The organism is Ochrobactrum sp. WV_118_8, from assembly GCF_039631535.1.
Classification (GTDB): Bacteria; Pseudomonadota; Alphaproteobacteria; order Rhizobiales; family Rhizobiaceae; genus Brucella; species Brucella anthropi.
This window is the reverse complement of record NZ_JBDIUZ010000002.1, coordinates 399,226-422,038: the sequence shown is the minus strand read 5'-3', so window position 1 is coordinate 422,038 and position 22,813 is coordinate 399,226. Positions and strand designations below refer to the sequence as shown.

The window sequence follows — 22,813 nt, the reverse complement described above, 5'->3', positions numbered from 1 at the left end:
AAGCCGCCGTTCAATTTTGTACGGCGGTATTATTGTTCTGGCTCTCTTGTAAAAAAACAATATACATTATATTTAATTGTATATTGAAAATTGGGTGCCATGATGGATGCGATTTCGGGCCGAGTGCCAGCCCATGAAAACAAGATGACGCGCACGGAAATGGAGGGGCGGGCAACCGAGGTTGCCGAACTTCTCAAGACGCTGTCGCATCCGGCGCGGCTTATGCTGGCCTGCACGCTTGCAGAACGGGAATATTCGGTTGGAGAGCTGGAGGAAGCGCTTGGCATTCACCAGCCGACGTTGTCGCAACAGCTGGGCGTGCTGCGCGAAGCGGGCATTGTCGAAACCCGTCGCGAAGCGAAGCAGATTTTCTACCGGCTGACGGAAGCCAAGGCCGCACAACTCATCGAGGCGCTTTACGGCATTTTTTGCGCACCGGAGGAACGGGCATGATCACAACCTATCTGCAATCATTGGCAGGCGGCATGTTGCTCGGTCTTTCCGCAGTCCTGCTGCTCGTCTTCAATGGGCGCATCGCCGGGATCAGCGGCATCGTCGGGCGGCTTCTGGGCGGCAAACAGATTCCAGCCAATGCGGTCTTTGTCGTCGGCCTCGTTCTGGGGCCGATTATCTATGCGGCGATTTATGGTTCATTTCCCCCGGTCACGATGGCTATGTCCTGGCCCGTCATCGTCGTGGCAGGACTTCTGGTCGGCATCGGAACGCGGATGGGATCGGGCTGCACATCCGGTCATGGCATCCTCGGCATGGCGCGGTTTTCCAGGCGTTCGATAGCCGCAACGCTCACCTTTCTTGTAACCGGCATTGTGGTGGCCAGCATTTCGGGAGCATTGCTATGAAACAGTCGGCATATGCGCGTCTGGCCATGACGCTGCTTGCGGGCGCGATCTTTGGTTTTGGCCTGTCGCTGTCGGGCATGATCGATCCATCGCGCGTGACGGGCTTCCTGAATGTTACCAGCGGCCATTGGGACCCAAGCCTTGCCTTCGTGCTGGGCGGTGCCCTCCTGGTGGCTATCCCCGGCGTGATGTTGCAGCGGCGTATGGCGCGGCCGGTGCTGGACCAGTCTTTCCATTTACCGGAGAATACTGAGATCGACCGTCGGTTGATTACCGGTTCTGCCATCTTCGGTGCGGGCTGGGGGCTGGCAGGTTTTTGTCCAGGCCCTGTCGTGTCCGCACTGTCCATGGGGTTGCCGCAGGTATGGCTCTTCGTTGCGATGATGGTTTTGGGAATGATTTTCCACGATCGTATTATGACGAAGTCTTCATAGGAAAATCATTCCGGGCGGCGAAATTCCGGACAAAAGCCAGCAGAAGCATTCAAATCTTGAACTCTTTGGTCAAATTACCCTTTTAATAGGGAGATGAATGAGTTAGGCACCCTTTGAACGATCTTGAGGGAACCGTGCCATGGCTGGATTGCTGAAACGTTTTGCCGGATATTATCGTCCGCATCGTGGGCTGTTCGCGCTGGATTTCACCAGCGCCGTGGCGTCCGGCCTGCTTGAGCTTGCCTTTCCGGTTGCCGTTACGCTTTTCATCGACAAGCTGTTGCCGACCGGCCAGCTTGGTGTGATCGCCATTGCTGCGATCGGCCTGCTGGCCATTTACGTCGTCAATGCCTTCCTGCAGGTCATCGTGACCTATTGGGGGCATATGCTTGGTATCAAGATCGAGACAGAGATGCGCCGCAAGGCCTTCGATCATCTGCAGAAACTCTCCTTCGGCTTCTTCGATAATCAGAAGACCGGCCATCTTGTGGCGCGGCTGACCAAGGATCTGGAAGAGATCGGCGAAGTGGCGCATCACGGGCCGGAAGATGTCTTCATCGCGATCATGACCCTGATCGGCGCCTTCATCCTGATGCTGTGGGTGCATCCGCAGCTTGCGCTGATTACCGCCGTCATCGTACCGCTGTCGGCCTATGTCACCGCCCGCTATGGCGGACGCATGACGCACACATGGCACGCGCTTTACCGGCGCGTCGGTGATTTCAACGCCCGTATCGAGGAAAATGTCGGCGGTATCCGTGTCGTTCAGGCCTTCACGAACGAAGATCATGAACGCCAGCTTTTCGCGGAGAGCAACGACAAGTATCTCACCACCAAGCTCGCCGCCTACAAGATCATGGCCGCGTCGATGTCTCTGTCCTATCTGTCGATGCGCTTTGTGCAGGTCGTTGTGATGCTGGCAGGCGCATGGTTTGTGGTGCGCGGCGAACTGACGGCTGGTGGATTTGTCGGCTTCCTGCTGCTGGTGAACGTGTTCTTCCGCCCGATTGAAAAGATCAATTCGGTCATCGAAACATATCCGAAGGGCATTGCCGGTTTTCAGCGCTATACGGAATTTCTCGATACGCGCCCGGATATTGCAGACCGCCCCGGTGCGCAGTCCGTTGCACGTCTGACCGGCGATATCGAATATCGCGATGTCAGTTTCGGCTATAGTACCGAGCGCCCCATTGTCGACGGTCTCGATATTTCCATTCGTGCTGGCGAAACGATTGCCTTTGTCGGTCCTTCAGGTGCAGGCAAGACGACGATCTGCTCGCTGCTGCCGCGCTTCTATGATGTGACGAAGGGCGCGATTCTTGCCGACGGCAGCGACATTCGCGATATGACCCTGAAGTCTCTGCGGTCGAATATCGGTATTGTCAGTCAGGATGTGTTCCTGTTCGCCGGAACGATCCGGGAAAACATCGCCTATGGCCGTCTCGATGCGACCGACGCGGAAATCGTCGAGGCTGCGCGCCGCGCGCGGCTTGATGGCGTGATTGCCAATCTGCCGGAAGGCTATGACACGGTTATCGGCGAGCGTGGCGTCAAGCTTTCCGGCGGGCAGAAGCAGCGCATGGCCATTGCGCGCATATTCCTGAAGAACCCGCCGATCCTGATCCTTGATGAGGCGACTTCCGCGCTTGATACGGAAACCGAACGTGCCATCCAGCAATCGCTCGCCGAGCTTTCGCAAGGGCGCACGACGCTGGTGATCGCGCACCGCCTTGCAACCATCGTCAATGCCGATCGCATTCTGGTGGTGGAGGGCGGGCGGATTGCCGAACAGGGCAGTCATGCCGAGCTTCTGGCCATGAAGGATGGACGCTACAAGCGCCTGCATATTGCGCAGGCCGGGCTGGATCAGGGGCATTATTCAGCGGCGGAATAGGCTGATCTGCATATCAGGATACACTTAATAAAGGCGGCCTTTGGCCGTCTTTTTTATTGTCTGACAACGAGCGGAAGAGTTTCCTTTGATATCTGATGTATCAGATATTGACATATCAGATTCGCTGTTTCAGGATCGGAGCGTGAATTCAGTGACAAACAGGTGTTGCCTTGGGTGATAACGTTTCCCCCCTTTCTCCGATCAAGGTGAAGAGCCTCAGAGACCATGTGCATGACAATCTGCGGGAGGCGATTATTTCCGGGCGGATCAAGTCCGGCGAAAAGCTGAATGAGAGGCAGCTGGCATCCGATCTGGGCATCAGCACGAGCCCTTTGAAAGAAGCGCTGCGCCAGCTGGAAGGAGAAGGGCTGGTGCGCACGGAGGCCCGTCGTGGGACGTTCGTGTCGTTCAATGCGCGGCAGGCCGAAGAGATGACGCTCGCTCGTGCCGCGCTTGAAAGCATCATTGCGCGGCAGGCGGCCAAGCATGGCGGCGAGGAGGCGTTCGGCTTTCTTCGCGCGGTGATTGAAGAAATGCGGGCGGCGGTCGAGGCAGGCAATGTCGATCAGCTGATCGAGCTGAACGAGAAGTTCCACGACGGCATCCATGAGGCATCGGGATGTGAATATCTGCGCCGGTTGCAAAATGCACAGCGCATGTACGACCACGCCGCAAGGGTGACTGTTCTGTCGCGCGAGGATGTGCGTCGGCAGTCCTTCAACGAGCACGAAGCAATCATGAAGGCAATTACGGCACGTAACGGCGATCTGGCTGAGCGTCTGATGCGCGAACACATCGTGAAAGCGGGAGACACGCATATCGAACTGGTCTTCTGACCAGTACATTGGGAGGAAATAATGGATCTAGCGGAATACCGCCGGGTGCTTCGGGGCATTTCGGGTGTGCACGCGACTGCCTATGATACAGATGGTGAAATCGATGACGCGCTGACGGCGAAAATTGTCGAGCGGATCGCCGGCGCCGGTGTGCATAATATCGTTACCGGCGGCAATACGGGTGAGTTCTACAGCATGACTGTGGATGAGGTCATCCGCTTGCAGGCTATCGCGGTGAAAGCGGCAAATGGCAAGGCTGCAGTGACAGCCGCAGCCGGCCGTTCCGTGCGTGATGCGATCAGGATTTCACAAGCAGCACAAGCCGAAGGTGCCGATGGCGTGATGATCCATCATCCGCTTGATCCCTTTGCGGCGCCGCATGCGCAGGTGGATTATTTCATTGCGATTGCCGAAGCCATAGACTTGCCAATCGTTGCCTATATCCGTTCGGATCTGATTCCGCTCGATGAAATGGTGCGCCTTGCGACCCATGCCAAGGTCGCAGGCGTCAAGTTTGCATCGCAAAACACGATGCTCTTCTTCGAATGCTGTCGGGCGACAAAAGGCATGGATGCGACCTGGATCTGCGGCTTGGCGGAAAGCTGGGCCTTGCCTTTCTATGCCCTTGGTGGCCGCGGCTTTACCTCTGGCCTCGTCAATGTTGCACCGAAGCGTTCGCTGGCGGTCTGGAATGCGCTGGAAGCGGGAGATTTCGCAAAAGCGCGGGCGGTGGTCGAAAGCATTGCCGATTTCGAGACCATGCGCACCAAGTACCGTAATGGCGCGAACGTGACTGTTGTGAAGGAAGCGTTGCAAATTCAGGGGTTTGAGGTCGGAAAAGTGCGACTACCCGGATTGCCGCAGCTTGAAGCAAATGATCGAGAGGTGCTCCAGACAATCGTCTCGGGCTGGGAGACTGATGGCATTGTCTGACAAATGAAACCCGGCCGTCCTGACAGGGAGAAGGGGGGCGCACCGGAAAACCAAAAAGTGGAGGAGAACATGAATAAGGGAATTTCACGTCGTACATTCATGGCGGGGGCCGGGATTGCGACCGGCATGGGTATCATGCTGCCGAAAGGCGTATGGGCACAGTCGGCGAAACTGCCGTCTTCGCCAGTAGCGCTCAACGTCATTGATGCCGCTGGCAATCTGGCCCTGACCCAACCGATCTTCGACAATTTCGCAGCCGAGCAGAAAGCGCTGGTTTCGCGCTTCACCTTCAACAAGGCACCGGCGCCGGAACTGCCGGGGAAAATCAAGGCGCAGCAGCGCGCCAACCGAATTGACATAGACATGGTGATCGTCGGGCCGGATGCGCTTTCCGCCGGACTTGCCGATGACATATGGACCGACATCATCGCGTTGCCGGATAACGGCTTGCCGAAGCTTCAGGATATCTATCTTGAACCGGCATGGCGTATGCAGGAAATGTCGAAGGGCAAGGGCGTTGTGGTTTCCTATTATCCATCTGGCCCCCTTCTTGAATATCACCCCGACAAGGTGAAGACACCGCCCAAGACCGCTGAAGAACTGCTGGCCTGGACGAAAGAAAACCCGAACAAGTTCATCTATGCTCGCCCGGCCAATTCCGGTCCGGGGCGCACCTTCCTGATGGGGCTTCCCTATCTTCTGGGTGATAGTGATCCGAAGGACCCGGTCAAGGGGTGGGACAAAACCTGGGCCTATCTGAAGGAGCTGCACAAGAATATTGAATACTACCCGGCAGGTACGGGCGCGCTCATGAAGGAACTGGGCGAAGGCACGCGCGATATGACGGTGACCACCACTGGCTGGGACATCAATCCGCGTGCGCTCGGTGTGGTGCCGAAGGAAATGGGCGTCAGCAAGCTGGAAGGCTTCCACTGGGTTTGCGATGCGCATTACTTCGCCATTCCCAAGGGCGTGTCCGAGGAAAAAATCGCAGTGCTGATGGAGTTCATCAAGTTCTCGCTCAAGCCCGACCAGCAGGCCTATTCCTACGATGCCGGTTATTTCTATCCGGGTCCTGCTGTGAAGGATGTCACCATCGAAATGGCGCCGAAGGAAAGCCAGAACATCATCGCGGAGTTTGGCCGTCCGGAATATGCCGACTGGATTGCAAATAATCCGATCGAGCTGCCGCTCGAACCGGAGGCGCTGGTCGCTGCATTCCGCCGCTGGGACGAAGACGTCGCCGCTGGTTGATTGACCGAAGGCTGGGTGGTGGGCCGTGAAGGGCTCGCCACTGGCCGCTGATAGTCGCCAATTCTAAATCATGGTGCTTGTGTCAATGTCCTTTCAAGAACTCCGGCTCGACCGGATGAGCCGATCATTCGGAACTTTCAATGCGCTGCGGGAAATCAACCTCACAATCCGGAAAGGCGAGTTCATCGCACTTCTGGGACCTTCCGGCTGCGGGAAATCGACGGCTCTCAATTGCATCGCCGGACTTCTCGGCACGACGAGCGGCGGTATCTATATCGATGAACGGCGCGTGGACCAGTTGAAACCGGAGGATCGCGGTTTCGGCATGGTGTTCCAGAACTATGCGCTGTTTCCGCATATGAATGTCCTGCAAAATGTCGGGTTCGGTCTCAAGATGCGCGGTCTGGCAAAAAGCGAGATCGACGAACGTGCGCGCGCCGCATTGGCTTTGGTGCGCTTGCAAGGACAGGAAGAAAAACTGCCGGGACAGCTTTCCGGTGGCCAGCAACAGCGCGTGGCAATTGCCCGCGCCATCGTCATCGAGCCGCCGGTGGTTCTCATGGATGAGCCGCTTTCCAATCTCGATGCGAAGCTGCGGCTTGAGATGCGCGCCGAAATCCGCCGCATCCATAACCAGCTCGGCTCAACGACGATCTATGTGACCCACGATCAAGACGAAGCCCTGTCGCTGGCCGACCGCATCGTGGTCTTGCGCGACGGTGAAATCCGTCAGGTCGGCAAACCGCACGAGCTTTACGAAGAGCCCCGCTATCGTGATGTCGCCGCCTTCATGGGTTTCCGCAACGCCTTGCCAGGCAAGGTCGTGCGCGTCGAGAACGGGCAGGCGATCATTTCCGTCGCGGGAAACGAACTCGTTGGCCGTGCGATGGATGGGCTTGAGCCGGGTGACGATGCCGTGCTGATGGCACGCGGCGATGATGTCGTGTCCGGTTCGAGTCATCGCAATGACCTGCAGGCGACCGTCGAGACCATCGAATATCGAGGGCGCGAATATGTCGGTACAGCCCGCACCGAAACCGGGATGGAGCTGATCTTTCATGGGCCGCAGGGCGTGGAGCCCGGCAGTCGTATCGTGTTGGGCGTCGATGCTGGCCATGCGCTGGTTTTCCCGGCGGAGGGCTGAGCGATGGTGGCTGAGACCTACGCGGATGCACCGCTTAAGCCCGGTTTGCGACAACGGCTTGCAAATCGCGGCTTCGACGGCGTCACCCTTCTGATCCTGCCCGCGCTGCTCTTTGTGGTGGGTGTATTCATCTATCCGTTTCTTTACGGGCTAGTTCTGTCCTTCAATCCAATTGATGGCGGCGGTGCATTGGCCAATTACCACAAGTTCTTCTCTGATCCCTATCTTTACAAGACCATCGGCGCGACGCTTTGGCTTGCGGTTCCCGTCACCGTCATCAGTGTTCTTTTCGCGCTTCCCATCGCCATGCGCGTGCGTCTGATGCCGCGCCAGCGCCTGCTGACCACGATCCTCGTTCTGCCGGTGACGCTCGGCACGGTTCTGATCGCTGAAGGTCTTTTGAATTATCTGGGGCCGCAAGGCTGGTTCAGCCGCACGCTGATCTATATTGGCCTGATCGACAATCCGCTGAAGCTCACTAATAATTACTGGGGGGTCTTTGCATCGCTGGTCATTACGGTTTTTCCGTTCACCTTCCTGCTGACGCTTTCCTACATAACCGGCATTGATCCCGCACTGGAACGGGCCGCCGCCACGCATGGCGCCAATAGCTGGCAGCGCTTTCGCCATGTCATGCTGCCATTGCTGGTGCCGGGGCTGGTGGTCGCAGCCTGCCTCACCTTCGTGCAGGCATTTGCTGTGTTTCCATCCGCTGTCCTCTTGGGCGCGCCGTCGGGACCGACCCGCGTGATATCCATCGCTGCAGCACAGGCGGCCTTCGAGCAATATGACGACTCCATGGCTTCATCCATCGCCATGATCATGGCGGCAGTGCAATTGCTCGTCGTCGGGGCACTGCTCGGTGTGCGCTCGCTCTTCTATCGCGGCTCGACCGCTGGCGGAAAGGGATAGATCATGATCCGCGATACTTCCATCCTTTCCAAGCTCTGGATCACGCTCGTTTGGCTCGTAACCGGCTTCTTCGTGCTCAATGTTCTTGCTGTCATCGTGGCCGTGGTGGTTTCAAGTTTCGGCACGCGCTGGCTGGGTACATGGCTGCCAGACGCGTTTACCACGCGCTGGTATGCAGCCGCCTGGGCCGAATTCCAGCTTGATCAAGTGCTTCTGGTCACCTTTCAGGTCGTCTTTGCAGTGGTGATCCTGTCGGGTGTTCTGGGCGTCACGGCAGCTTACGCCATGGCGCGCCGCGATTTTCCCGGCAAAAAGCTTGTGCTGCTGATCTTCCTGCTGCCGCTTCTGGTGCCGCCGATAACCTTCGGCATTCCGCTGGCAACCGTGCTTTACAAGTTCGGGGTGGGCGGTACCTTCTGGGGCGTCGTTCTCGCCAATCTCGTGCCGACGGTACCCTTCGTCATTCTGGTGATGATCCCCTTCATCGAGCAGATCGACCCGAAGGTCGAGGCGGCGGCGCGTGTGTTTGGCGCAGGCACATTCAAGCTCTTCATCCATGTGCTTCTGCCCATGCTGTTGCCCGGTGTGCTTGCGGCCATGCTGCTGGTTCTGGTGCGCACGGTCGCGATGTTCGAGCTGACCTTCCTGACCGCAGGACCGACATCGCAAACGCTCGTCGTCGCGCTCTATTATTCGGTGTTCGCTGCCGGGGTCCGCTCCGTCCAGTCCATCGACGCCATGGCGGTCATTTACATGGTCACCTCGCTGGTTTGGCTGCTTCTGGCCCTGCGTTTCGTCAATCCGACGCAGATCGTTGCGCGCAACCGTCAACCGTCCGCGCATTGAGGCACAACAGGATGAAAATCATCGCTATCGAAACGGTGCAGCTTCCGCACCTCAACAACATAGTGTGGGTGCAGGTCCACACCAATGAGGGCATTGTCGGACTTGGTGAGACTTTCCGTGGTGCAAATGCGGTTGCCGCCTATATCCACAGCGATATCGCACCGCTGCTCGTCGGCCAGAACCCGCTGGAGATCGACCGTATCTCCAAACTGCTGCTGGAGCCTTATGTCGGCTTTCGCTCGTCAGGCGTGGAAATCCGTGCTGCCTCGGCGATAGACATCGCGCTTTGGGATATTTTTGGCAAGGTGACCGGCCAGCCAATCCATCAGTTGCTCGGTGGTCTGTCTCGACAATCGATCCGCACCTACAATACCTGCGCGGGCTACACCTATAACAAAAGCGGCGCGCGCCGATATATCGGTGATGCCGATGAGGCAACGGAAGGGCCCTACGAGGACCAGCTGGCTTTTCATAGGGACGCAGGTGCACTTGCCGAAAGCCTTCTGTCGGAAGGCATCACGGCCATGAAAATCTGGCCCTTCGACCCGTTCGCTGTCGCATCCGGCGGAAACTTCATCCATGCCGGCGATCTCGACAAGGCGCTGGCACCGTTTCGCCAGATACGCGATGCGGTCGGCGAGCGGATGGAAATCATGGTCGAGTTCCACTCCATGTGGGACTTGACGTCGGCTCTGGCCATTGCGCGCGAACTGAAAGTCTTCCGACCGTTCTGGTCGGAAGACCCGATCAAGATGATGAACCCGCAGGCGCTGGCCGTTTACGCACGCCAGTCCGGCATTCCGGTCTGTGCCAGCGAAACCATGGCGACGCGTGCGCAATTTCTCGATGTCCTACGCGCCGATGCCTCCGATTATGTCATGCTCGACATTTCATGGTGTGGCGGGCTTTCGGAAGCGAAGAAGATCGCCACCATGGCCGAGGCATTTCAGCGCCCCATTGCGCCGCATGACTGCACTGGTCCGGTGGTGTTCGCGGCCTCCGTCCATCTGTCGCTCAATGCGCCCAACGCGATCTTTCAGGAATCTGTGCGGGCCTATTACACCTCATGGTATCGCGATCTGGTGACGGTGATGCCGCGCATAGAGAAGGGCATGATCTATCCGTTCGAAGGAGCGGGTCTGGGATTGGAGTTGTCTGATTTCGTACTCAGTCATCCCGATGTCATTCGGAAAAAGACGGGAGCTGAATGATGGGACCGTTTCGCTGCATAGCCGATCTGCGTGGGCAACTGATGGAAAGTCCGGTCTGGGATGACCGCAGGGGAACACTTTTCGCCTGCGATATCTATGGGCGCCGCATATATGAAATCGACATTTACGCCGATAGGGGTGTGCTTCGTGAATGGTCCTTTACAAGCGAGGTAGCAAGCTTCGGATTGACAGAAAGCGGACGTCTCGTGGTGGCGCTTTCACGTGAGGTTGTCCTGTTTGATCCTGAAACCGGCATTCGTGAACCGCTATGGGCGGGGTACGATGAGCCGGGAACATCCCGCCTCAATGACGGCAAGGTCGGTCCTGACGGTGCGTTCTGGATCGGCAGCATGGATGGCCGTCCTGAGCGGGAAGCCATCGCGCGGCTCTACCGAGTAACATGGGACGGCGAGGCTTCTGTTAAGGCCGAGGGTTTTGAGATTTCTAATGGTCTCGCTTGGACGACCGATGGCAGAACCATGTTCCATACGGATTCCCGCGGGCCGTGGATCGACCGTTATGACTTCGACCCGGAGACCGGTGAGATTAGTGGGCGCAAGCGCATTTGCGACCTCGATGAGCAAAGCGGCAGGCCGGATGGCGGCGCCTGCGATGCTGAGGGTGCTTATTGGAGCGCGGGTGTATCCGCTGGCATTCTGAATCGCTTCGACCGCGAGGGTAATCTGCTTGAAAAGGTTCCGGTACCGGTTCCGGCTCCAACAATGCCCTGTTTTTGCGGACCAGACCTGACACTTCTGGCCATCACCTCGCATCGCCAGCTGCCGGAAGCGACCCTGGAGGCCGCACCTCGGTCGGGTGGCGTATTTCTGGCGCAGGCTTCGGTTGCAGGAGCCCCCGTGGCCCGGATGAACGGAGTGTAACGTGATCGCGCAGGCACTCCTGAATATTTGTTTTGAATTGAATATCATCTCGAAGCCGTTTTACGCCCTTCGGGATATTTTCTGATCGGGAAGGTAGGGAAATGACCAGAAAGACCTATGGAGATCTGCGTTCGGCGCGCTGGATGCTGCCCGATGATCAACGCTCGTTCGGCCATCGTTCGCGCACCATGCAGATGGGATATGATCCGGTCGACTGGGAAGGTCGTCCGATCATCGCCATCATAAACACCTGGTCCGAGGCCCAGCCTTGCCACATGCATTTCAAGGATCGGGTGGAATGGGTCAAGCGCGGCATCCTGCAGTCAGGCGGATTCCCGATGGAGTTGCCAGCATTGTCGCTGTCGGAAAACTTCGTGAAGCCGACAACCATGCTCTATCGCAATCTGCTGGCGATGGAGACCGAGGAACTTCTGCGCTCGCATCCTGTCGACGGTGCGGTGCTTATGGGCGGTTGTGACAAGACAACGCCGGGTCTCGTCATGGGGGCCGTCAGTATGGGACTGCCGTTCATTTTCTTGCCCGCCGGACCAATGCTGCGCGGCAATTATGCCGGTAAATATCTGGGGTCCGGCACTGATGGCTTCAAATACTGGGACGAGCGCCGCGCAGGCACCATTTCCAAGGAGGAATGGCAGGGGATTGAAGGTGGCATCGCACGGTCCTACGGCCATTGCATGACCATGGGAACCGCATCGACCATGACCGCGATTGCTGAAGCCTTGGGGCTGACGCTTCCCGGTGCATCATCGATCCCGGCTGCGGATGCCAATCATCAGCGCATGTCCACGCAGTGCGGTCGTCGCATTGTGGAAATGGTCTGGGAAGACCTGACGCCGGAAAAGATTATGACGCCCGCTGCAATAACCAATGCGGTCACTGTTGCGATGGCAACGGGATGTTCGACAAATGCCATCATTCATCTGATTGCGATGGCGCGCCGGGCAGACGTGCCACTGGAACTGGACGATCTGGATCGCATCGGACGCACGACGCCTGTGATCGCGAATATCAGGCCTTCCGGCACGATCTATCTGATGGAAGATTTCTACTATGCGGGAGGGTTACGAGCGCTCATGAAGCAGCTTGGCGACAAACTCGATCCTTCGGCCGTGACCGTGACCGGCAAGCCGCTGACCGACGGTCTGGATGAGGCTCATATCTGGAACGATGACGTGATCCGCCCGCTTTCCAATCCGGTCTATCATGAAGGCTCGCTTGCGGTGCTGAAAGGCAATCTCTGCCCCGATGGCGCGGTGATAAAACCTGCTGCCTGCGACCCCCGCTTTCACCGCCATAGTGGCCCGGCGCTTGTCGCGGACAGTTACCCCGACTTGAAAAAGATCATCGACGACCCCGATTATCCCATGACGCCGGATACGGTTCTGGTGCTGCGTAATGCCGGTCCGCAGGGCGGGCCGGGAATGCCGGAATGGGGCATGATCCCCATGCCGAAAGCGCTGTTGAAACTTGGGCTGCGCGATATGGTGCGGATTTCGGATGCGCGCATGTCGGGAACCAGTTTCGGGGCCTGTGTTCTGCATGTCGCGCCGGAATCCTTCATCGGGGGACCACTCGCCCTGCTGAAGACGGGCGACATCGTCGAACTCGACATTCCAGCCCGCAGCCTCAACATGCTGGTTTCGAACGAGGAACTGGCGGCACGGCGCGCAGCCTGGCAGACGCCACCACCCAAATATGAACGCGGCTATGGCTTTGTCTTTTCCAAGCATGTCGAACAGGCTGACAAGGGCTGCGATTTCGACTTCCTGAAAACCGATTTCGGCCGTCCTGTCGACGAACCGGTCATCTATTGAGAGGCAGTTTCGATGTCAGATTATGTGCTTTCCGAGGAAACGCGGGCCAAGCTGAAGACGGTTTCGACGGCTTCCGTTGCGACGGCGCTTTACAAGCGTGGCCTGCGCAACCAGTTCATTCAGGGTGTGTTGCCGGTGGCGCGCAAGCGCGAGAACATGGTCGGTCAGGCCTTCACGCTGCGCTACATCCCGGCGCGTGAGGACCGGAATCCCATCACGGTTTTTCGTAATCCGGACCACAAGCAGCGCGTTGCGATAGAGACTTGCCCACCCGGTTTCGTGCTGGTGATGGATGCGCGCAAGGATGCGCGTGCGGCGACTGCGGGGTCTATCCTCGTGACAAGGCTTGCCTTGCGCGGCGCGGCGGGCATTGTTTCTGACGGCGGATTTCGCGATGTCAGCGGGATCGGCGAGCTTGATATGCCTGCTTATTGCTCAAAGCCATCTGCGCCGACCAATCTCACGTTGCATGAGGCGGTGGATATCAATGTGCCGATAGCCTGCGGCGATGCGGCAGTGTTTCCGGGCGATGTGCTGGTTGGCGATTCTGACGGTGTCATGGTCATTCCGGCTGGTCTTGCGGATGAAATCGCAACCGAATGTATCAGCATGGAAACTTATGAGGATTTCGTGCTGGAAGAAGTGCTGAACGGCGCTACCATTGTCGGCCTCTATCCGTGCACGAAAGAAGAGACCGAGCGCAAGTTTGAGAACTGGCGCGAACAAAATGGCCGTTAGCGCATCCCGAAAAGTGTGAAACGGTTTCCGGATAAGAATCGCGACAAAACAAAAAAAGGGAGGCGTTACGCCTCCCTTTTTCATGCAGCTTTGTTGCCGTGTTTTAGTAGAGCACGTTCTTGGCTTCCGGCTGGTCGATATTGTCCTTGGTGACGACGACGGCACCCGTATCGACGACCTTTTCGACCTTTTCCTTGTTCAGCACTTTCAACAGGGTTTCGATGCCCTTTTCGCCCATCTGGTAGGAACCCTGAACCACGATGGCATTGAGCGTGCCGTCCTTGACGAATTCCTGCAGGTCCTGATTGCCGTCGAAGCCGATGGCGGTCAGCTTGCCGGACTTGCCTGCCTGCTTGATCGCGCGGCCCATGCCGATGGCGGTCGGTTCATTGGCACCGAAGATGCCGACGAGGTCGCCATTGGCCGCCAGAACGTCGGTGGTCTGGTTGAGCGCCGTCGCCATCTGCGATTGCGAGTAGTAAGGACCGACGACTTCCAGCTTGGAATTGGCCTTGATGTAATCCACGAAGCCGCCGACGCGACCGATTTCCGAGCCAGCGCCCGCAACATAGGACATGACGGCGATCTTGCCGGTCGTGCCTGCCTTGTCGATCAGGGCCTTGGCTGCGGCTTCACCGGCCTTGCGGTTATCGGTGGCGAGGAACGATTGGTAGTATTTGTCGGCACCATCGGCGAGCTGCGAGTCAATGATGACGACCGGAATGCGGGCTTCCCATGCCTTCTTTACCGCAGGCGTCAGCGCATCCGGATCGGACGGGGCAAGAAGGATTGCATCCACTTTGCGGTTCACGGCATTTTCCACCATGTTCACCTGATCGGCGATGGCCGATTCAGCCGCCGGACCCTGGAAGGTCATGGTGTGATCCTTGGAATCCTTGATCGCAGCTTCGGCACCCTTCTGAACGTTCTGCCAGAAAGTCGAATTCACGGTCTTCACGATAACGGCGATTTCGCCCGCCGAAGCGCTTGCCGCTCCAGTAAGCACAAAGGCCGAAGCCATCAATGCAGAAACCAGTCTACGCATGTTTTCCTCCTGTTATCGAGCTCTTGGCTCTACCCTTTTCCGGAATGCCTGACACATTCCGTCTCCCCTCTCATCGACGGTTGCGCATCTGGTCGATCCATACTGTGACCAGAATAACGAGGCCGATGATGATCTGCTGTGTGAAAGCGGAAATGCCGTTCATGTTGAGGCCGTTCCGCAGGATTCCGATGACGAACGAGCCGATGAACGTGCCCGAAATCGTGCCAACGCCACCGATGAGCGAAGTGCCGCCGATGACCGCGCTCGCAATGGCGTCGAGCTCATAGGCGACGCCTTCATTGGGCTGTGCGGTCACGAGGCGGGACATGAGAACGCAGCCCGTCAGACCCGCCAGTGTTCCCGATACGACATAGGTGAAGGCCGTTACACGGGCGACGTTGACGCCCGAAAGCCGTGCAGCCTCGGCATTCGATCCGATGGCATAGATGTGGCGGCCGAGCACCGTGCGGTTCAACACGAGTGCGGCCACGATCGCGATCACGATCATCAGCACAACCGGGTAGGGGATGCCGGGGAAGGTGACGACCGGAAAGCCCTGTTCGTCAATGCTCTCGATGCGAAACAGCGAGCCGTTGCCCAGCACGCCGAAAGATTCGCCAAGGCCGGAGACGGCACGCGCACCGGTGATCTGAAGCGCGACACCGCGTGCGATCAGCATCATGCCAAGTGTGGCGATGAAGGGCGGCAGTTTGAGTTTTGTGATGACGACGCCATTGATGAGGCCGCAGAGCGATCCCGTCAATATACCGAGCAGCATGGCGAGCGGGATCGGCAGCGAAAGGTCCTTGACCGCAAGTGCGGCCACAACACCGGCGAGTGCCAGAACCGAGCCGACCGAAAGATCGATGCCGCCGGTTATGATGACATAGGTTGCGCCGATGCCGAGAAACGCGATTGAGGTCACCTGCAAGGCGATGGTCATCGCATTGTTGACGGTCATGAAGGCGCTGCTGGTGACGGAAAAGATCGCCGCCAGAATGATAAGGCTGCCGACAGCCGCAAATTTCTGGATGATATCCTTCTGACGGTCGTTGAGCCCCTTGGATTTTGCCGTCTGCTGGGGCTGGTCCGTAGTGATTTCGGCCATTACTGCGTCCTCATTTGTCCTGCCGGCCCCGACCGGAGGCATAGGTCATGATTTCTTCCTGCGATGTCGCGGCCGTGTTCAGGACGGCGGTGATGCGCCCCTCGTGAAAGACCGCCACACGGTCCGAAAGCCCCAGAATTTCCGGTAGCTCCGAGCTGATCAGCACAATGCCGATGCCCCTTGCGGCCAGTTCGTCCATGATCTGGTAGATCGCGAATTTTGCACCGACATCAATGCCCCGCGTCGGTTCATCGAAGAACATGATACGCGGTTCGCGGAACAGCCATTTGCCGATGATGATCTTCTGCTGATTGCCGCCCGAAAGCAGCCGAACGGGCTGGGCCAGCCCCGGCGTCTTGATATTGAGAAGATCGACATAACGCTGGCTCGCCTGCCGCTGTCGCTCGAAATCGATCACGCCATAGGCACTGCTGACCGCTTCCATATTGGCGAGTGTGAGATTGGCATCGACCGGCATCTTGACCGCCAGTCCTTGCGCCTTGCGGTCTTCAGACAGATAGGCAATGCCTGCCTCGATGGCGTCGCGCGGGCTGGAGATGGAAAGCATCTCGCCTTCAAGCACAATCGTTCCGGCATCGTGCGGATCGGCGCCGAAAATCGCCCGCGCTACTTCCGTGCGCCCTGCGCCCATCAGTCCGGCAAAGCCGAGGATTTCTCCGCGCCGGAGTTCAAAGCCGATATTCTCGAAGAGGCCGCTTCGTGTCAGTCCGCTGATGGAGAAAATCACTTCCTCCGTCGGCTTTCGGGTCGGTTCCGGAAACTTTTCATCAAGCGAGCGCCCGACCATCCCGGCCACGATTTCATCCACGGTCACAGCGTCAAAGTCCTTGGTCCAGACATAACGTCCGTCGCGCAGGATGGTGACGCGGTCGACGATCTCCGCCATTTCATCGAGACGGTGCGAAATATAGACGATGCCGGTGCCTTGCGCTTTCAGTTCGCGGATGACCTTGAACAGAAGCTGCGCTTCCTGCTCGGTCAGCGAGGAGGTCGGCTCGTCCATGATGAGGACGGAGGCATTGAGCGATAGTGCCTTGGCAATTTCAACCATCTGGCATTGGGCGACGGACAGGTTCAGCACCTGTGCAGACGGGTCGATCTTGACACCAAGCCGGTCGAGGCAGTGCTGCGCGTCCTGCTTCAGCTTGCGGCGATCGACGAAGAAGCCGCGTTTCGGCTCGCGTGCAAGATAGATGTTTTCGGCAACGCTCAGGTGCGGAACGAGGTTCAGTTCCTGATGGATGATGGCGATGCCCGCCGCTTCCGATTCAAGCGTGGAAGCAAAGCGGACAGTCTGGTCGCGATAATGGATCATCCCGCCATCCGGCTGATAGACGCCACTGACGATCTTCATCAGCGTCGATTTGCCCGCACCATTCTCGCCGCAGACGGCATGAACCTCGCCCGCCCGCAATTCGAAGCTGACATTCGACAGGGCTTTGACGCCTGGAAATTCTTTGGAAACGGAATCCAGCTTGAGCAAGATAGGCGCGGTATCGGCGCGCGCAGTCGCTGACGGCAATCCTCCCATCGCGCTTCCTCCCTCGCGCAAAGTTTCGTCACCTATGAATGGAAGAAGTAGAAGCCTGCTGGTTTCTGGTCAAGCCAATTTTGCGCGAGCAGCAAAAAACCCGCCACATCGCGGACTGGCTCTCCAGAATTTCAGTTATTAAACCTAATTGGCCTGACCAGACCATGATTTTGCGGTTTTACCTGCATCGTGAATCATTTACTGAAAAGAAGAGAAAAGGCAGCTACTGCTGGCCAGAAGAGAGCACATAAGTACTGCAATTCCGACAGTATCGCAGTATTTTGTGTCGCGGCCTCTGGAAAGAGGGGCGGTTCCTTTCTATCATTATATTCCGATTATCTGATCCCGAGGGGCAGTTTTGTACTTTGAAATAATTACGGTCGTGCTGTTGACGATCCTCAATGGTGTTCTCGCCATGTCGGAACTCGCAGTGGTTTCCTCCCGCCCAGCGCGACTGAGGGTAATGGCCGACAAGGGCAGCCGCGGCGCCCGCATGGCCATCGAGCTTGCCGATAATCCCGGCCGTTTCCTGTCCACCGTCCAGATCGGCATCACGCTGGTCGGCATTCTGTCGGGTGCATTTTCTGGCGCGACGCTGGGTGCCCGTTTGTCGGGCTGGCTTCTTGGGCAAGGCTTGTCGCCAGCCCTTGCCGATGCTGTTGGCGTCGGATCGGTGGTCGTGGTCATCACCTATCTGTCGCTGATCGTCGGCGAACTCGTGCCAAAGCAGATCGCACTGCGTGAGCCGGAAGCGGTTGCAAGCCGTGTAGCGCCGACCATGACACTGCTGTCCAAGATGGCTGCACCTCTGGTCTGGCTTCTCGATACATCGGGCCGTCTGGTCTTGAGGCTGCTTGGCCAGTCGGGCAAGTCGAGCGACGGCGTGACCGACGAAGAGATCAAGTCCGTTCTCGCCGAAGCGCATAGCGCGGGCGTGATCGAGACGGAGGAATCCCGCATGATTGCAGGCGTTATGCGCCTTGCAGACCGGACGGCACGCGGGCTGATGACGCCGCGCATGGATGTCGAAATGGTTGATGTGGACGATAGTTTCGATGAAATTCGCCTGCAACTGCACAATACAAGCCGCTCGCGGCTTCCTGTGCGCGGCGAAGATTCCGATGAAGTGATCGGCGTCTTACAGGTGCGCGACTTCTTCAATCAGCTGTCCTCCAGGGGCAGTGTCAATCTGCGCGAGATCGTCCGTGATGTTCCGGTCGTGTCGGACTTTTCCGATGCGCTCGACGTGGTGGAAGCCATTCGCGGCACGCCAACGCATATGGTGCTCGTCTATGACGAGTATGGTCATTTTGAAGGTGTGATTACTGCGGGCGATGTGATGGAAGCGATCATCGGCGCCATGCAGGAGGACCATATCGAGGAAAAGGCTATCGTGCGCCGGGCGGATGGTTCTTATCTCGTCTCGGGCTGGATGCCGATTGACGAGTTCTCGGAGTTTTTGCGTTTCCCGATTGACGACGATGCGGAATACAACACCGTTGCCGGGCTGGCGCTTGAGGAACTGAAGCATCTGCCGGATGTGGGTGAAACCTTCGTCAAGAACGGATGGGTGTTCGAAATCGTTGACCTTGACGGACGCCGCATCGACAAGCTGCTGCTGACGGCGGAAGAACAGTCGACCGAGTAATTCCGGGATAGAACATTCCCTGGTTTGTCCGAACTGTGGCGCATGGCATGGGTTCCTGCGCGTCCCTAACTATTGTTGAGCGCGCGCCTCAAGCGGCATGTCGATGGTATGCCTTGTCCGCCGAAGTGATCGTCTTGATTGAACTGCCGTACCATTGGCATTTTAGATTGTATGCATGTTATAGTTGTCAGTCGGGGGCAGGTTTGCTGTCATTCCTTTTTAATCAGGACACGAGGGGCGTCCCGATTGGAAAAAAGCTGAACGTGCTCTGGCCAGTGGTGGCGTTTAAATGGGGTCGAGAACTGAATATTGGCTTCAACTGGTCAGGTCGGCCTATGGCAGGCAGGACAGCCCGATAGCCGACAAGATACTTGCGGACCAGCTCAGGGAGATTTGCGACGGCGCGCGCTTCTCGATGCCCATCAGCACGATTCTGTCCGTGCTCATTTTGCTGGTCCAGATTGCTGCCGGGCATTTCTGGATGCCCATCATCTGGTTCGCGCTGGTCAATATCATCAATGCGCTGCGCTTTATCGATGCGATAGCCTATTATAGAAGCCCGGCTGCGCCAGTTGAGAATATCGCGGTTCTGCAGCGCCAGCTCGCCCGCTTTCAACTGCTTGGCGCAATGGCCGGTTTCGTCTGGGCCGGTATCGCCATTCTTTCCCATGGGTTCTCTGATCCGCAATCGTCGGTCTATCTGGTCATTCTGGCCGGTATCTGCGCGGGCGCCGTCACCTACGGCTCGTCCTATGCCGCCGTTGCAATCAATTTCATAACGCCGCCGCTTGTCGTGACGGTGGTGTGTCTGGTCCTGCAAGCCGACCTGCAATATGGCGTGATTGCTGTTGCAGTTGTTCTGTTCTGGCTCGGGCTTACGCGTGGCGCACTTTTGGGGCAGAACCGCTTCATCCAGACCAGCAGGTTGAAACACGAAGCCAAGCAGCTGGCTGACGAAATGGCACTCAAGTCGCAGGAGGACCCGTTGACGGGGCTCTTCAACCGGCGCGGCCTTGAAACCTCCATTCGCCTCTATCCTGTGAAAGACGGCCCGTTCATCGTCATGCTGATCGATCTCGACGGGTTCAAGTCCGTCAACGACACCTATGGTCACAAGGTGGGTGACGACCTCCTTGTCGCCATTGCGCAGCGTATCCGTCAGGTCTCGCCGGAGCGTTCCGTTCTGGCGCGTATTGGCGGTGATGAATTCGTACTCGCTTATCCCGAGCCTTCAGCCAAGATCGAGGCCGGTTTGGTGGCCGCACGCATCATCGGCAGTCTGACCGCCCATTATGAGGGGATTCTGTCGGTGGAGATCGGCGCCTGTGTCGGCATTTGCCGGCTGGAGCGTCTCGATCCGGTCGAAATGTTGCTGCGCGCCGACTTCGCGCTTTATGCGGCCAAGAAACGCGGACGCAACGAATATTATTTTTTCGAGAAGCGTCTGCAGCACGAGTGGGAGCGCAAGCAAAGCATAGAGCGAGACCTGCGCATTGCAATCGAAACCGGGCAGGTGCAAACCTACTTTCAGCCGGTGGTGCAACTCTCCAGTGGGCGCATGGTTGGTTTTGAGGCATTGCTGCGCTGGGATCATCCACAGCACGGCACAATTCCCCCGCCGGAAATCATCGATGTTGCGTGCGAAGTGGGTGTGGTGCGCCAGCTGACGAATAATGTGCTCTTCAATTGCTGCGAGATGATCGACAAGCTCACCGAAGGCGGGCGCAGCGATCTGACAGTTGCCATGAATCTTTCCCCTCGCGAACTGGCGGGGGGACGTATTCCGCACGAAATCCTGTCCCAGATGGAAAAACGCGAACTTCCGATGTCCATGCTTGAAATCGAAATAACGGAGGAAGCTCCCTTCGATCAGCGCGGGATGAGTGACAGCCTCGGAGTGCTGTCGAGCGCTGGTGTCTCTATCGCACTTGACGATTTTGGCACGGGCTTTGCTACTTTCGCCTCCTTGAAGAAGGGCCTCATCACCAAGATCAAGATCGACAAGGTTTTCGTGCGCGGCATTGCCGAATCCGAAGGTGATCAGCACATCGTGCGCGCTATGGTCGAGCTGGGCGATGCTCTTGGCATCAAGGTCACTGCCGAAGGGATCGAGACCGAGGAAGATCGCGACATGCTTTGTAAGCTCGGTTGCAATGCCGGGCAGGGCTTCCTGTTTTCACCAGCTTTGCCGGCGAGCATGGCTCTTGATGCCCTTGCCAAAGCGAGTGCCAGCTCACGGTTCGATCAGGCTGTCCGGTAGTTTAGGTGGATAATCCATCTCGATTTCGTCCTGACCGTAAATAGGGCTCTTCAGGTTGGGGCCGGTCAGGATGGGGCGGATCTTGTATTTTCCTGTAGCCAGCCCTTCGGGAAAGAACGGCGAATAGGCGTCGTCGTCGTCGCCGACCGGGTGATAGATCACAAATTGCCCGCCGCGCTTCTGTACGGGATTATCGTCGAGCGTTTCGCTCTTTCCCGGCTCGAGGGTCTTGTTGAAGAGATCATAGAGCTTATGCGTGATCTGCTGGCCGTCGGCAGATGTGAAAATCAGGTGCAATTCACCATAGCCGAGTTCCACGGCTTCGCGGCTTTCATTGGCCAGCGTCAGCGTGAACAGGTGCTTGTAATAATCCTGATCCTTGTCGACCTCGCTGTAATCCGCGAGACCGAGCTGCAAGGATTGCGGTTCTTGCTCGTTTTCCGCCTGCCAGGCTGCAAGATCGTAGGCTTCTTTCAGGGATATCCAGCCCTCCAGCGACCCGGTTTTGCCCTGATAGGCAATTTTCATCCAGTCATCGCCGGCAAAGACAAGCTTGCGCGCCTTGTCGCCCTTGGCCAGATAGGATTTTGTGGTGCTTTGCCGGTCAGGATCGCTGTACAGGGCCAGCTTTTCTACAGGAGCCTCCCAGCCTTGTTCCGTTTCATCCGGTGCCAAAGGCACTTCAAGAACGCTGTTTCCCTGTGCGTCATAGGTGACCATGCGCATGGGTTTCATCAGGTAGGGCCAGCCAGACATCTGCTCTTCCGGGCGCGATTGTTCCACAAGCCGCACCGTCTGGTCGCGATCAATCGACAGGATGTCGACGCGGTTATAATGCCCATCCAGACTACAGCTGCTTTTGATCAGCTTTCGTTCCGGGATGCGTTCGACATTCCACAGCTCGCCGCAATTCAGTTTTCCGCCAAGTTCGTCCTCGATAATCAGTGGGGAAAAGGCTTTGGCTTTTGGATTATAGAGATAAAGCGCGACGCCAACGTCGAGGCTTCCCGCTTCGCGGGCGCCCAAAGAAAAATCGGTGTAGCCATCGAAGTCATAGTCGCCGGTTTCGAAGCTGACAGGCCCGTCCAGTCCGTTGAGCCAATCGGAATCCAGCAAAACGAGTTTCGATCCATCGGGCTGGGTCAGAACATAACCCTCTTTGCGTCTTTCGATATGCGCGCTCACGCCCGGTTCTGGCAGAAGGCGAGGAAGATTTTCTTCCGCGAAAGCAGGGTTCATCAGGCCTGGCGATAGAAATGCCAGAGAAATTCCGCGTGCCGCGAGGTGGAAAAATCGTCTCATTGCCATCTGCTTGTTTGATGTGGTCAGCTTTGCTTACACGAGACATGGCTGAAACGGGAGTTGTTCTTTCCTGTCATCCAAAGCTTGGTCGCAAACCGGATGAGATGTATGGTCCCAGCA

The 22,813-nt window shown here is 57.4% G+C and carries 21 protein-coding genes; 17 read left to right on the top strand and 4 right to left on the bottom strand.

Going from position 1 to position 22,813, the window contains the following annotated elements; translation table 11 throughout:
- The first annotated feature begins 102 nt into the window (after positions 1 to 102).
- The 14 genes from bigR to ABDF71_RS16010 all read left to right on the top strand — a co-directional run bounded on the left by bigR (position 103) and on the right by ABDF71_RS16010 (position 13,778).
- Positions 103 to 453 (top strand): sulfite-sensing transcriptional repressor BigR, encoded by a 351-nt coding sequence (bigR, locus tag ABDF71_RS16075; protein WP_036563524.1) that lies wholly within the window; start codon positions 103 to 105, stop codon positions 451 to 453.
- Entirely contained in the window at positions 450 to 860 is a 411-nt protein-coding gene (locus ABDF71_RS16070; protein WP_010658530.1) for a YeeE/YedE family protein, read from the top strand. Before bigR ends, ABDF71_RS16070 begins: the two co-directional genes overlap by 4 nt.
- The gene (locus tag ABDF71_RS16065; RefSeq protein ID WP_125302349.1) at positions 857 to 1,294 is read left to right on the top strand and encodes a YeeE/YedE family protein; all 438 of its coding nucleotides are present in this window, start codon (positions 857 to 859) and stop codon (positions 1,292 to 1,294) included. Before ABDF71_RS16070 ends, ABDF71_RS16065 begins: the two co-directional genes overlap by 4 nt.
- A 139-nt stretch (positions 1,295 to 1,433) precedes the next feature.
- Positions 1,434 to 3,188, top strand: coding sequence for an ABC transporter ATP-binding protein (locus ABDF71_RS16060; RefSeq protein WP_036586542.1), 1,755 nt, complete (start codon positions 1,434 to 1,436; stop codon positions 3,186 to 3,188).
- 227 nt (positions 3,189 to 3,415) lie between these two features.
- On the top strand, positions 3,416 to 4,024 hold the full coding sequence (locus ABDF71_RS16055) for a GntR family transcriptional regulator (protein WP_010658533.1): 609 nt from the start codon (positions 3,416 to 3,418) through the stop codon (positions 4,022 to 4,024).
- Between the two features lie 21 nt (positions 4,025 to 4,045).
- The gene (locus ABDF71_RS16050; protein ID WP_010658534.1) at positions 4,046 to 4,957 is read left to right on the top strand and encodes a dihydrodipicolinate synthase family protein; all 912 of its coding nucleotides are present in this window, start codon (positions 4,046 to 4,048) and stop codon (positions 4,955 to 4,957) included.
- A 99-nt stretch (positions 4,958 to 5,056) separates the two neighbouring features.
- Entirely contained in the window at positions 5,057 to 6,211 is a 1,155-nt protein-coding gene (locus tag ABDF71_RS16045) for an extracellular solute-binding protein (RefSeq protein WP_043063088.1), read from the top strand.
- Positions 6,212 to 6,281: 70 nt separating this feature from the next.
- A complete protein-coding gene (locus ABDF71_RS16040; RefSeq protein WP_258124399.1) occupies positions 6,282 to 7,355 on the top strand; it encodes an ABC transporter ATP-binding protein in 1,074 nt (357 codons plus the stop codon).
- A 3-nt stretch (positions 7,356 to 7,358) separates the two neighbouring features.
- Positions 7,359 to 8,267: an ABC transporter permease gene (locus tag ABDF71_RS16035; RefSeq protein ID WP_258124398.1), complete on the top strand. Its 909-nt coding sequence runs from the start codon at positions 7,359 to 7,361 to the stop codon at positions 8,265 to 8,267.
- Positions 8,268 to 8,270: 3 nt separating this feature from the next.
- Positions 8,271 to 9,113, top strand: coding sequence for an ABC transporter permease (locus ABDF71_RS16030; protein ID WP_029927754.1), 843 nt, complete (start codon positions 8,271 to 8,273; stop codon positions 9,111 to 9,113).
- Positions 9,114 to 9,124: 11 nt separating this feature from the next.
- Positions 9,125 to 10,324 carry a mandelate racemase/muconate lactonizing enzyme family protein gene (locus tag ABDF71_RS16025; RefSeq protein ID WP_010658539.1) on the top strand — a complete coding sequence of 400 codons (1,200 nt, stop codon included), beginning with the start codon at positions 9,125 to 9,127 and terminating at the stop codon, positions 10,322 to 10,324.
- Positions 10,321 to 11,205, top strand: a complete 885-nt coding sequence (locus ABDF71_RS16020) for an SMP-30/gluconolactonase/LRE family protein (protein ID WP_258124397.1) — start codon at positions 10,321 to 10,323, stop codon at positions 11,203 to 11,205. Before ABDF71_RS16025 ends, ABDF71_RS16020 begins: the two co-directional genes overlap by 4 nt.
- A gap of 101 nt (positions 11,206 to 11,306) precedes the next feature.
- The gene (gene araD, locus ABDF71_RS16015) at positions 11,307 to 13,040 is read left to right on the top strand and encodes an L-arabinonate dehydratase (protein WP_258124396.1); all 1,734 of its coding nucleotides are present in this window, start codon (positions 11,307 to 11,309) and stop codon (positions 13,038 to 13,040) included.
- A 12-nt stretch (positions 13,041 to 13,052) separates the two neighbouring features.
- Entirely contained in the window at positions 13,053 to 13,778 is a 726-nt protein-coding gene (locus ABDF71_RS16010; protein ID WP_258124395.1) for a ribonuclease activity regulator RraA, read from the top strand.
- A 103-nt stretch (positions 13,779 to 13,881) separates the two neighbouring features.
- Here the strand turns inward: ABDF71_RS16010 and ABDF71_RS16005 are convergent, their stop codons facing one another.
- The 3 genes from ABDF71_RS16005 to ABDF71_RS15995 form a co-directional block, all read right to left on the bottom strand.
- Positions 13,882 to 14,823 carry an ABC transporter substrate-binding protein gene (locus ABDF71_RS16005; RefSeq protein WP_029927748.1) on the bottom strand — a complete coding sequence of 314 codons (942 nt, stop codon included), beginning with the start codon at positions 14,821 to 14,823 and terminating at the stop codon, positions 13,882 to 13,884.
- A 70-nt stretch (positions 14,824 to 14,893) separates the two neighbouring features.
- Positions 14,894 to 15,931 (bottom strand): ABC transporter permease, encoded by a 1,038-nt coding sequence (locus ABDF71_RS16000; protein ID WP_258124394.1) that lies wholly within the window; start codon positions 15,929 to 15,931, stop codon positions 14,894 to 14,896.
- A 10-nt stretch (positions 15,932 to 15,941) separates the two neighbouring features.
- Entirely contained in the window at positions 15,942 to 17,483 is a 1,542-nt protein-coding gene (locus ABDF71_RS15995; RefSeq protein ID WP_258124393.1) for a sugar ABC transporter ATP-binding protein, read from the bottom strand.
- 38 nt (positions 17,484 to 17,521) lie between these two features.
- On the opposite strand from ABDF71_RS15995, the gene ABDF71_RS15990 reads away from it, so the two are divergent.
- From ABDF71_RS15990 to ABDF71_RS15980, 3 genes are all read left to right on the top strand, one after another.
- The gene (locus ABDF71_RS15990; RefSeq protein WP_151665324.1) at positions 17,522 to 17,734 is read left to right on the top strand and encodes a hypothetical protein; all 213 of its coding nucleotides are present in this window, start codon (positions 17,522 to 17,524) and stop codon (positions 17,732 to 17,734) included.
- Between the two features lie 107 nt (positions 17,735 to 17,841).
- Complete coding sequence (locus tag ABDF71_RS15985; protein ID WP_012092780.1) at positions 17,842 to 19,131, top strand: hemolysin family protein; 1,290 nt, start codon at positions 17,842 to 17,844, stop codon at positions 19,129 to 19,131.
- Between the two features lie 289 nt (positions 19,132 to 19,420).
- A complete protein-coding gene (locus ABDF71_RS15980) occupies positions 19,421 to 21,391 on the top strand; it encodes a putative bifunctional diguanylate cyclase/phosphodiesterase (RefSeq protein WP_010658547.1) in 1,971 nt (656 codons plus the stop codon).
- Here ABDF71_RS15980 and ABDF71_RS15975 read toward each other — a convergent pair.
- A complete protein-coding gene (locus ABDF71_RS15975; RefSeq protein WP_500061680.1) occupies positions 21,365 to 22,693 on the bottom strand; it encodes a hypothetical protein in 1,329 nt (442 codons plus the stop codon). The genes ABDF71_RS15980 and ABDF71_RS15975 overlap by 27 nt on opposite strands.
- Between the last annotated feature and the right edge of the window lie 120 nt (positions 22,694 to 22,813).

Excerpts from the sequence above, each read along its gene's own strand:
- bigR (WP_036563524.1), top strand. The coding sequence starts at position 103 with ATGGATGCGATTTCGGGCCGAGTGCCAGCCCATGAAAACAAGATGACG.
- ABDF71_RS16070 (WP_010658530.1), top strand. The coding sequence starts at position 450 with ATGATCACAACCTATCTGCAATCATTGGCAGGCGGCATGTTGCTCGGT.
- ABDF71_RS16065 (WP_125302349.1), top strand. The coding sequence starts at position 857 with ATGAAACAGTCGGCATATGCGCGTCTGGCCATGACGCTGCTTGCGGGC.
- ABDF71_RS16060 (WP_036586542.1), top strand. The coding sequence starts at position 1,434 with ATGGCTGGATTGCTGAAACGTTTTGCCGGATATTATCGTCCGCATCGT.
- ABDF71_RS16050 (WP_010658534.1), top strand. The coding sequence starts at position 4,046 with ATGGATCTAGCGGAATACCGCCGGGTGCTTCGGGGCATTTCGGGTGTG.
- ABDF71_RS16045 (WP_043063088.1), top strand. The coding sequence starts at position 5,057 with ATGGCGGGGGCCGGGATTGCGACCGGCATGGGTATCATGCTGCCGAAA.
- ABDF71_RS16040 (WP_258124399.1), top strand. The coding sequence starts at position 6,282 with ATGGTGCTTGTGTCAATGTCCTTTCAAGAACTCCGGCTCGACCGGATG.
- ABDF71_RS16035 (WP_258124398.1), top strand. The coding sequence starts at position 7,359 with ATGGTGGCTGAGACCTACGCGGATGCACCGCTTAAGCCCGGTTTGCGA.
- ABDF71_RS16030 (WP_029927754.1), top strand. The coding sequence starts at position 8,271 with ATGATCCGCGATACTTCCATCCTTTCCAAGCTCTGGATCACGCTCGTT.
- ABDF71_RS16025 (WP_010658539.1), top strand. The coding sequence starts at position 9,125 with ATGAAAATCATCGCTATCGAAACGGTGCAGCTTCCGCACCTCAACAAC.
- ABDF71_RS16020 (WP_258124397.1), top strand. The coding sequence starts at position 10,321 with ATGATGGGACCGTTTCGCTGCATAGCCGATCTGCGTGGGCAACTGATG.
- araD (WP_258124396.1), top strand. The coding sequence starts at position 11,307 with ATGACCAGAAAGACCTATGGAGATCTGCGTTCGGCGCGCTGGATGCTG.
- ABDF71_RS16010 (WP_258124395.1), top strand. The coding sequence starts at position 13,053 with ATGTCAGATTATGTGCTTTCCGAGGAAACGCGGGCCAAGCTGAAGACG.
- ABDF71_RS16005 (WP_029927748.1), bottom strand. The coding sequence starts at position 14,823 with ATGCGTAGACTGGTTTCTGCATTGATGGCTTCGGCCTTTGTGCTTACT.
- ABDF71_RS16000 (WP_258124394.1), bottom strand. The coding sequence starts at position 15,931 with ATGGCCGAAATCACTACGGACCAGCCCCAGCAGACGGCAAAATCCAAG.
- ABDF71_RS15995 (WP_258124393.1), bottom strand. The coding sequence starts at position 17,483 with ATGGGAGGATTGCCGTCAGCGACTGCGCGCGCCGATACCGCGCCTATC.
- ABDF71_RS15990 (WP_151665324.1), top strand. The coding sequence starts at position 17,522 with ATGGAAGAAGTAGAAGCCTGCTGGTTTCTGGTCAAGCCAATTTTGCGC.
- ABDF71_RS15980 (WP_010658547.1), top strand. The coding sequence starts at position 19,421 with ATGGGGTCGAGAACTGAATATTGGCTTCAACTGGTCAGGTCGGCCTAT.
- ABDF71_RS15975 (WP_500061680.1), bottom strand. The coding sequence starts at position 22,693 with ATGAGACGATTTTTCCACCTCGCGGCACGCGGAATTTCTCTGGCATTT.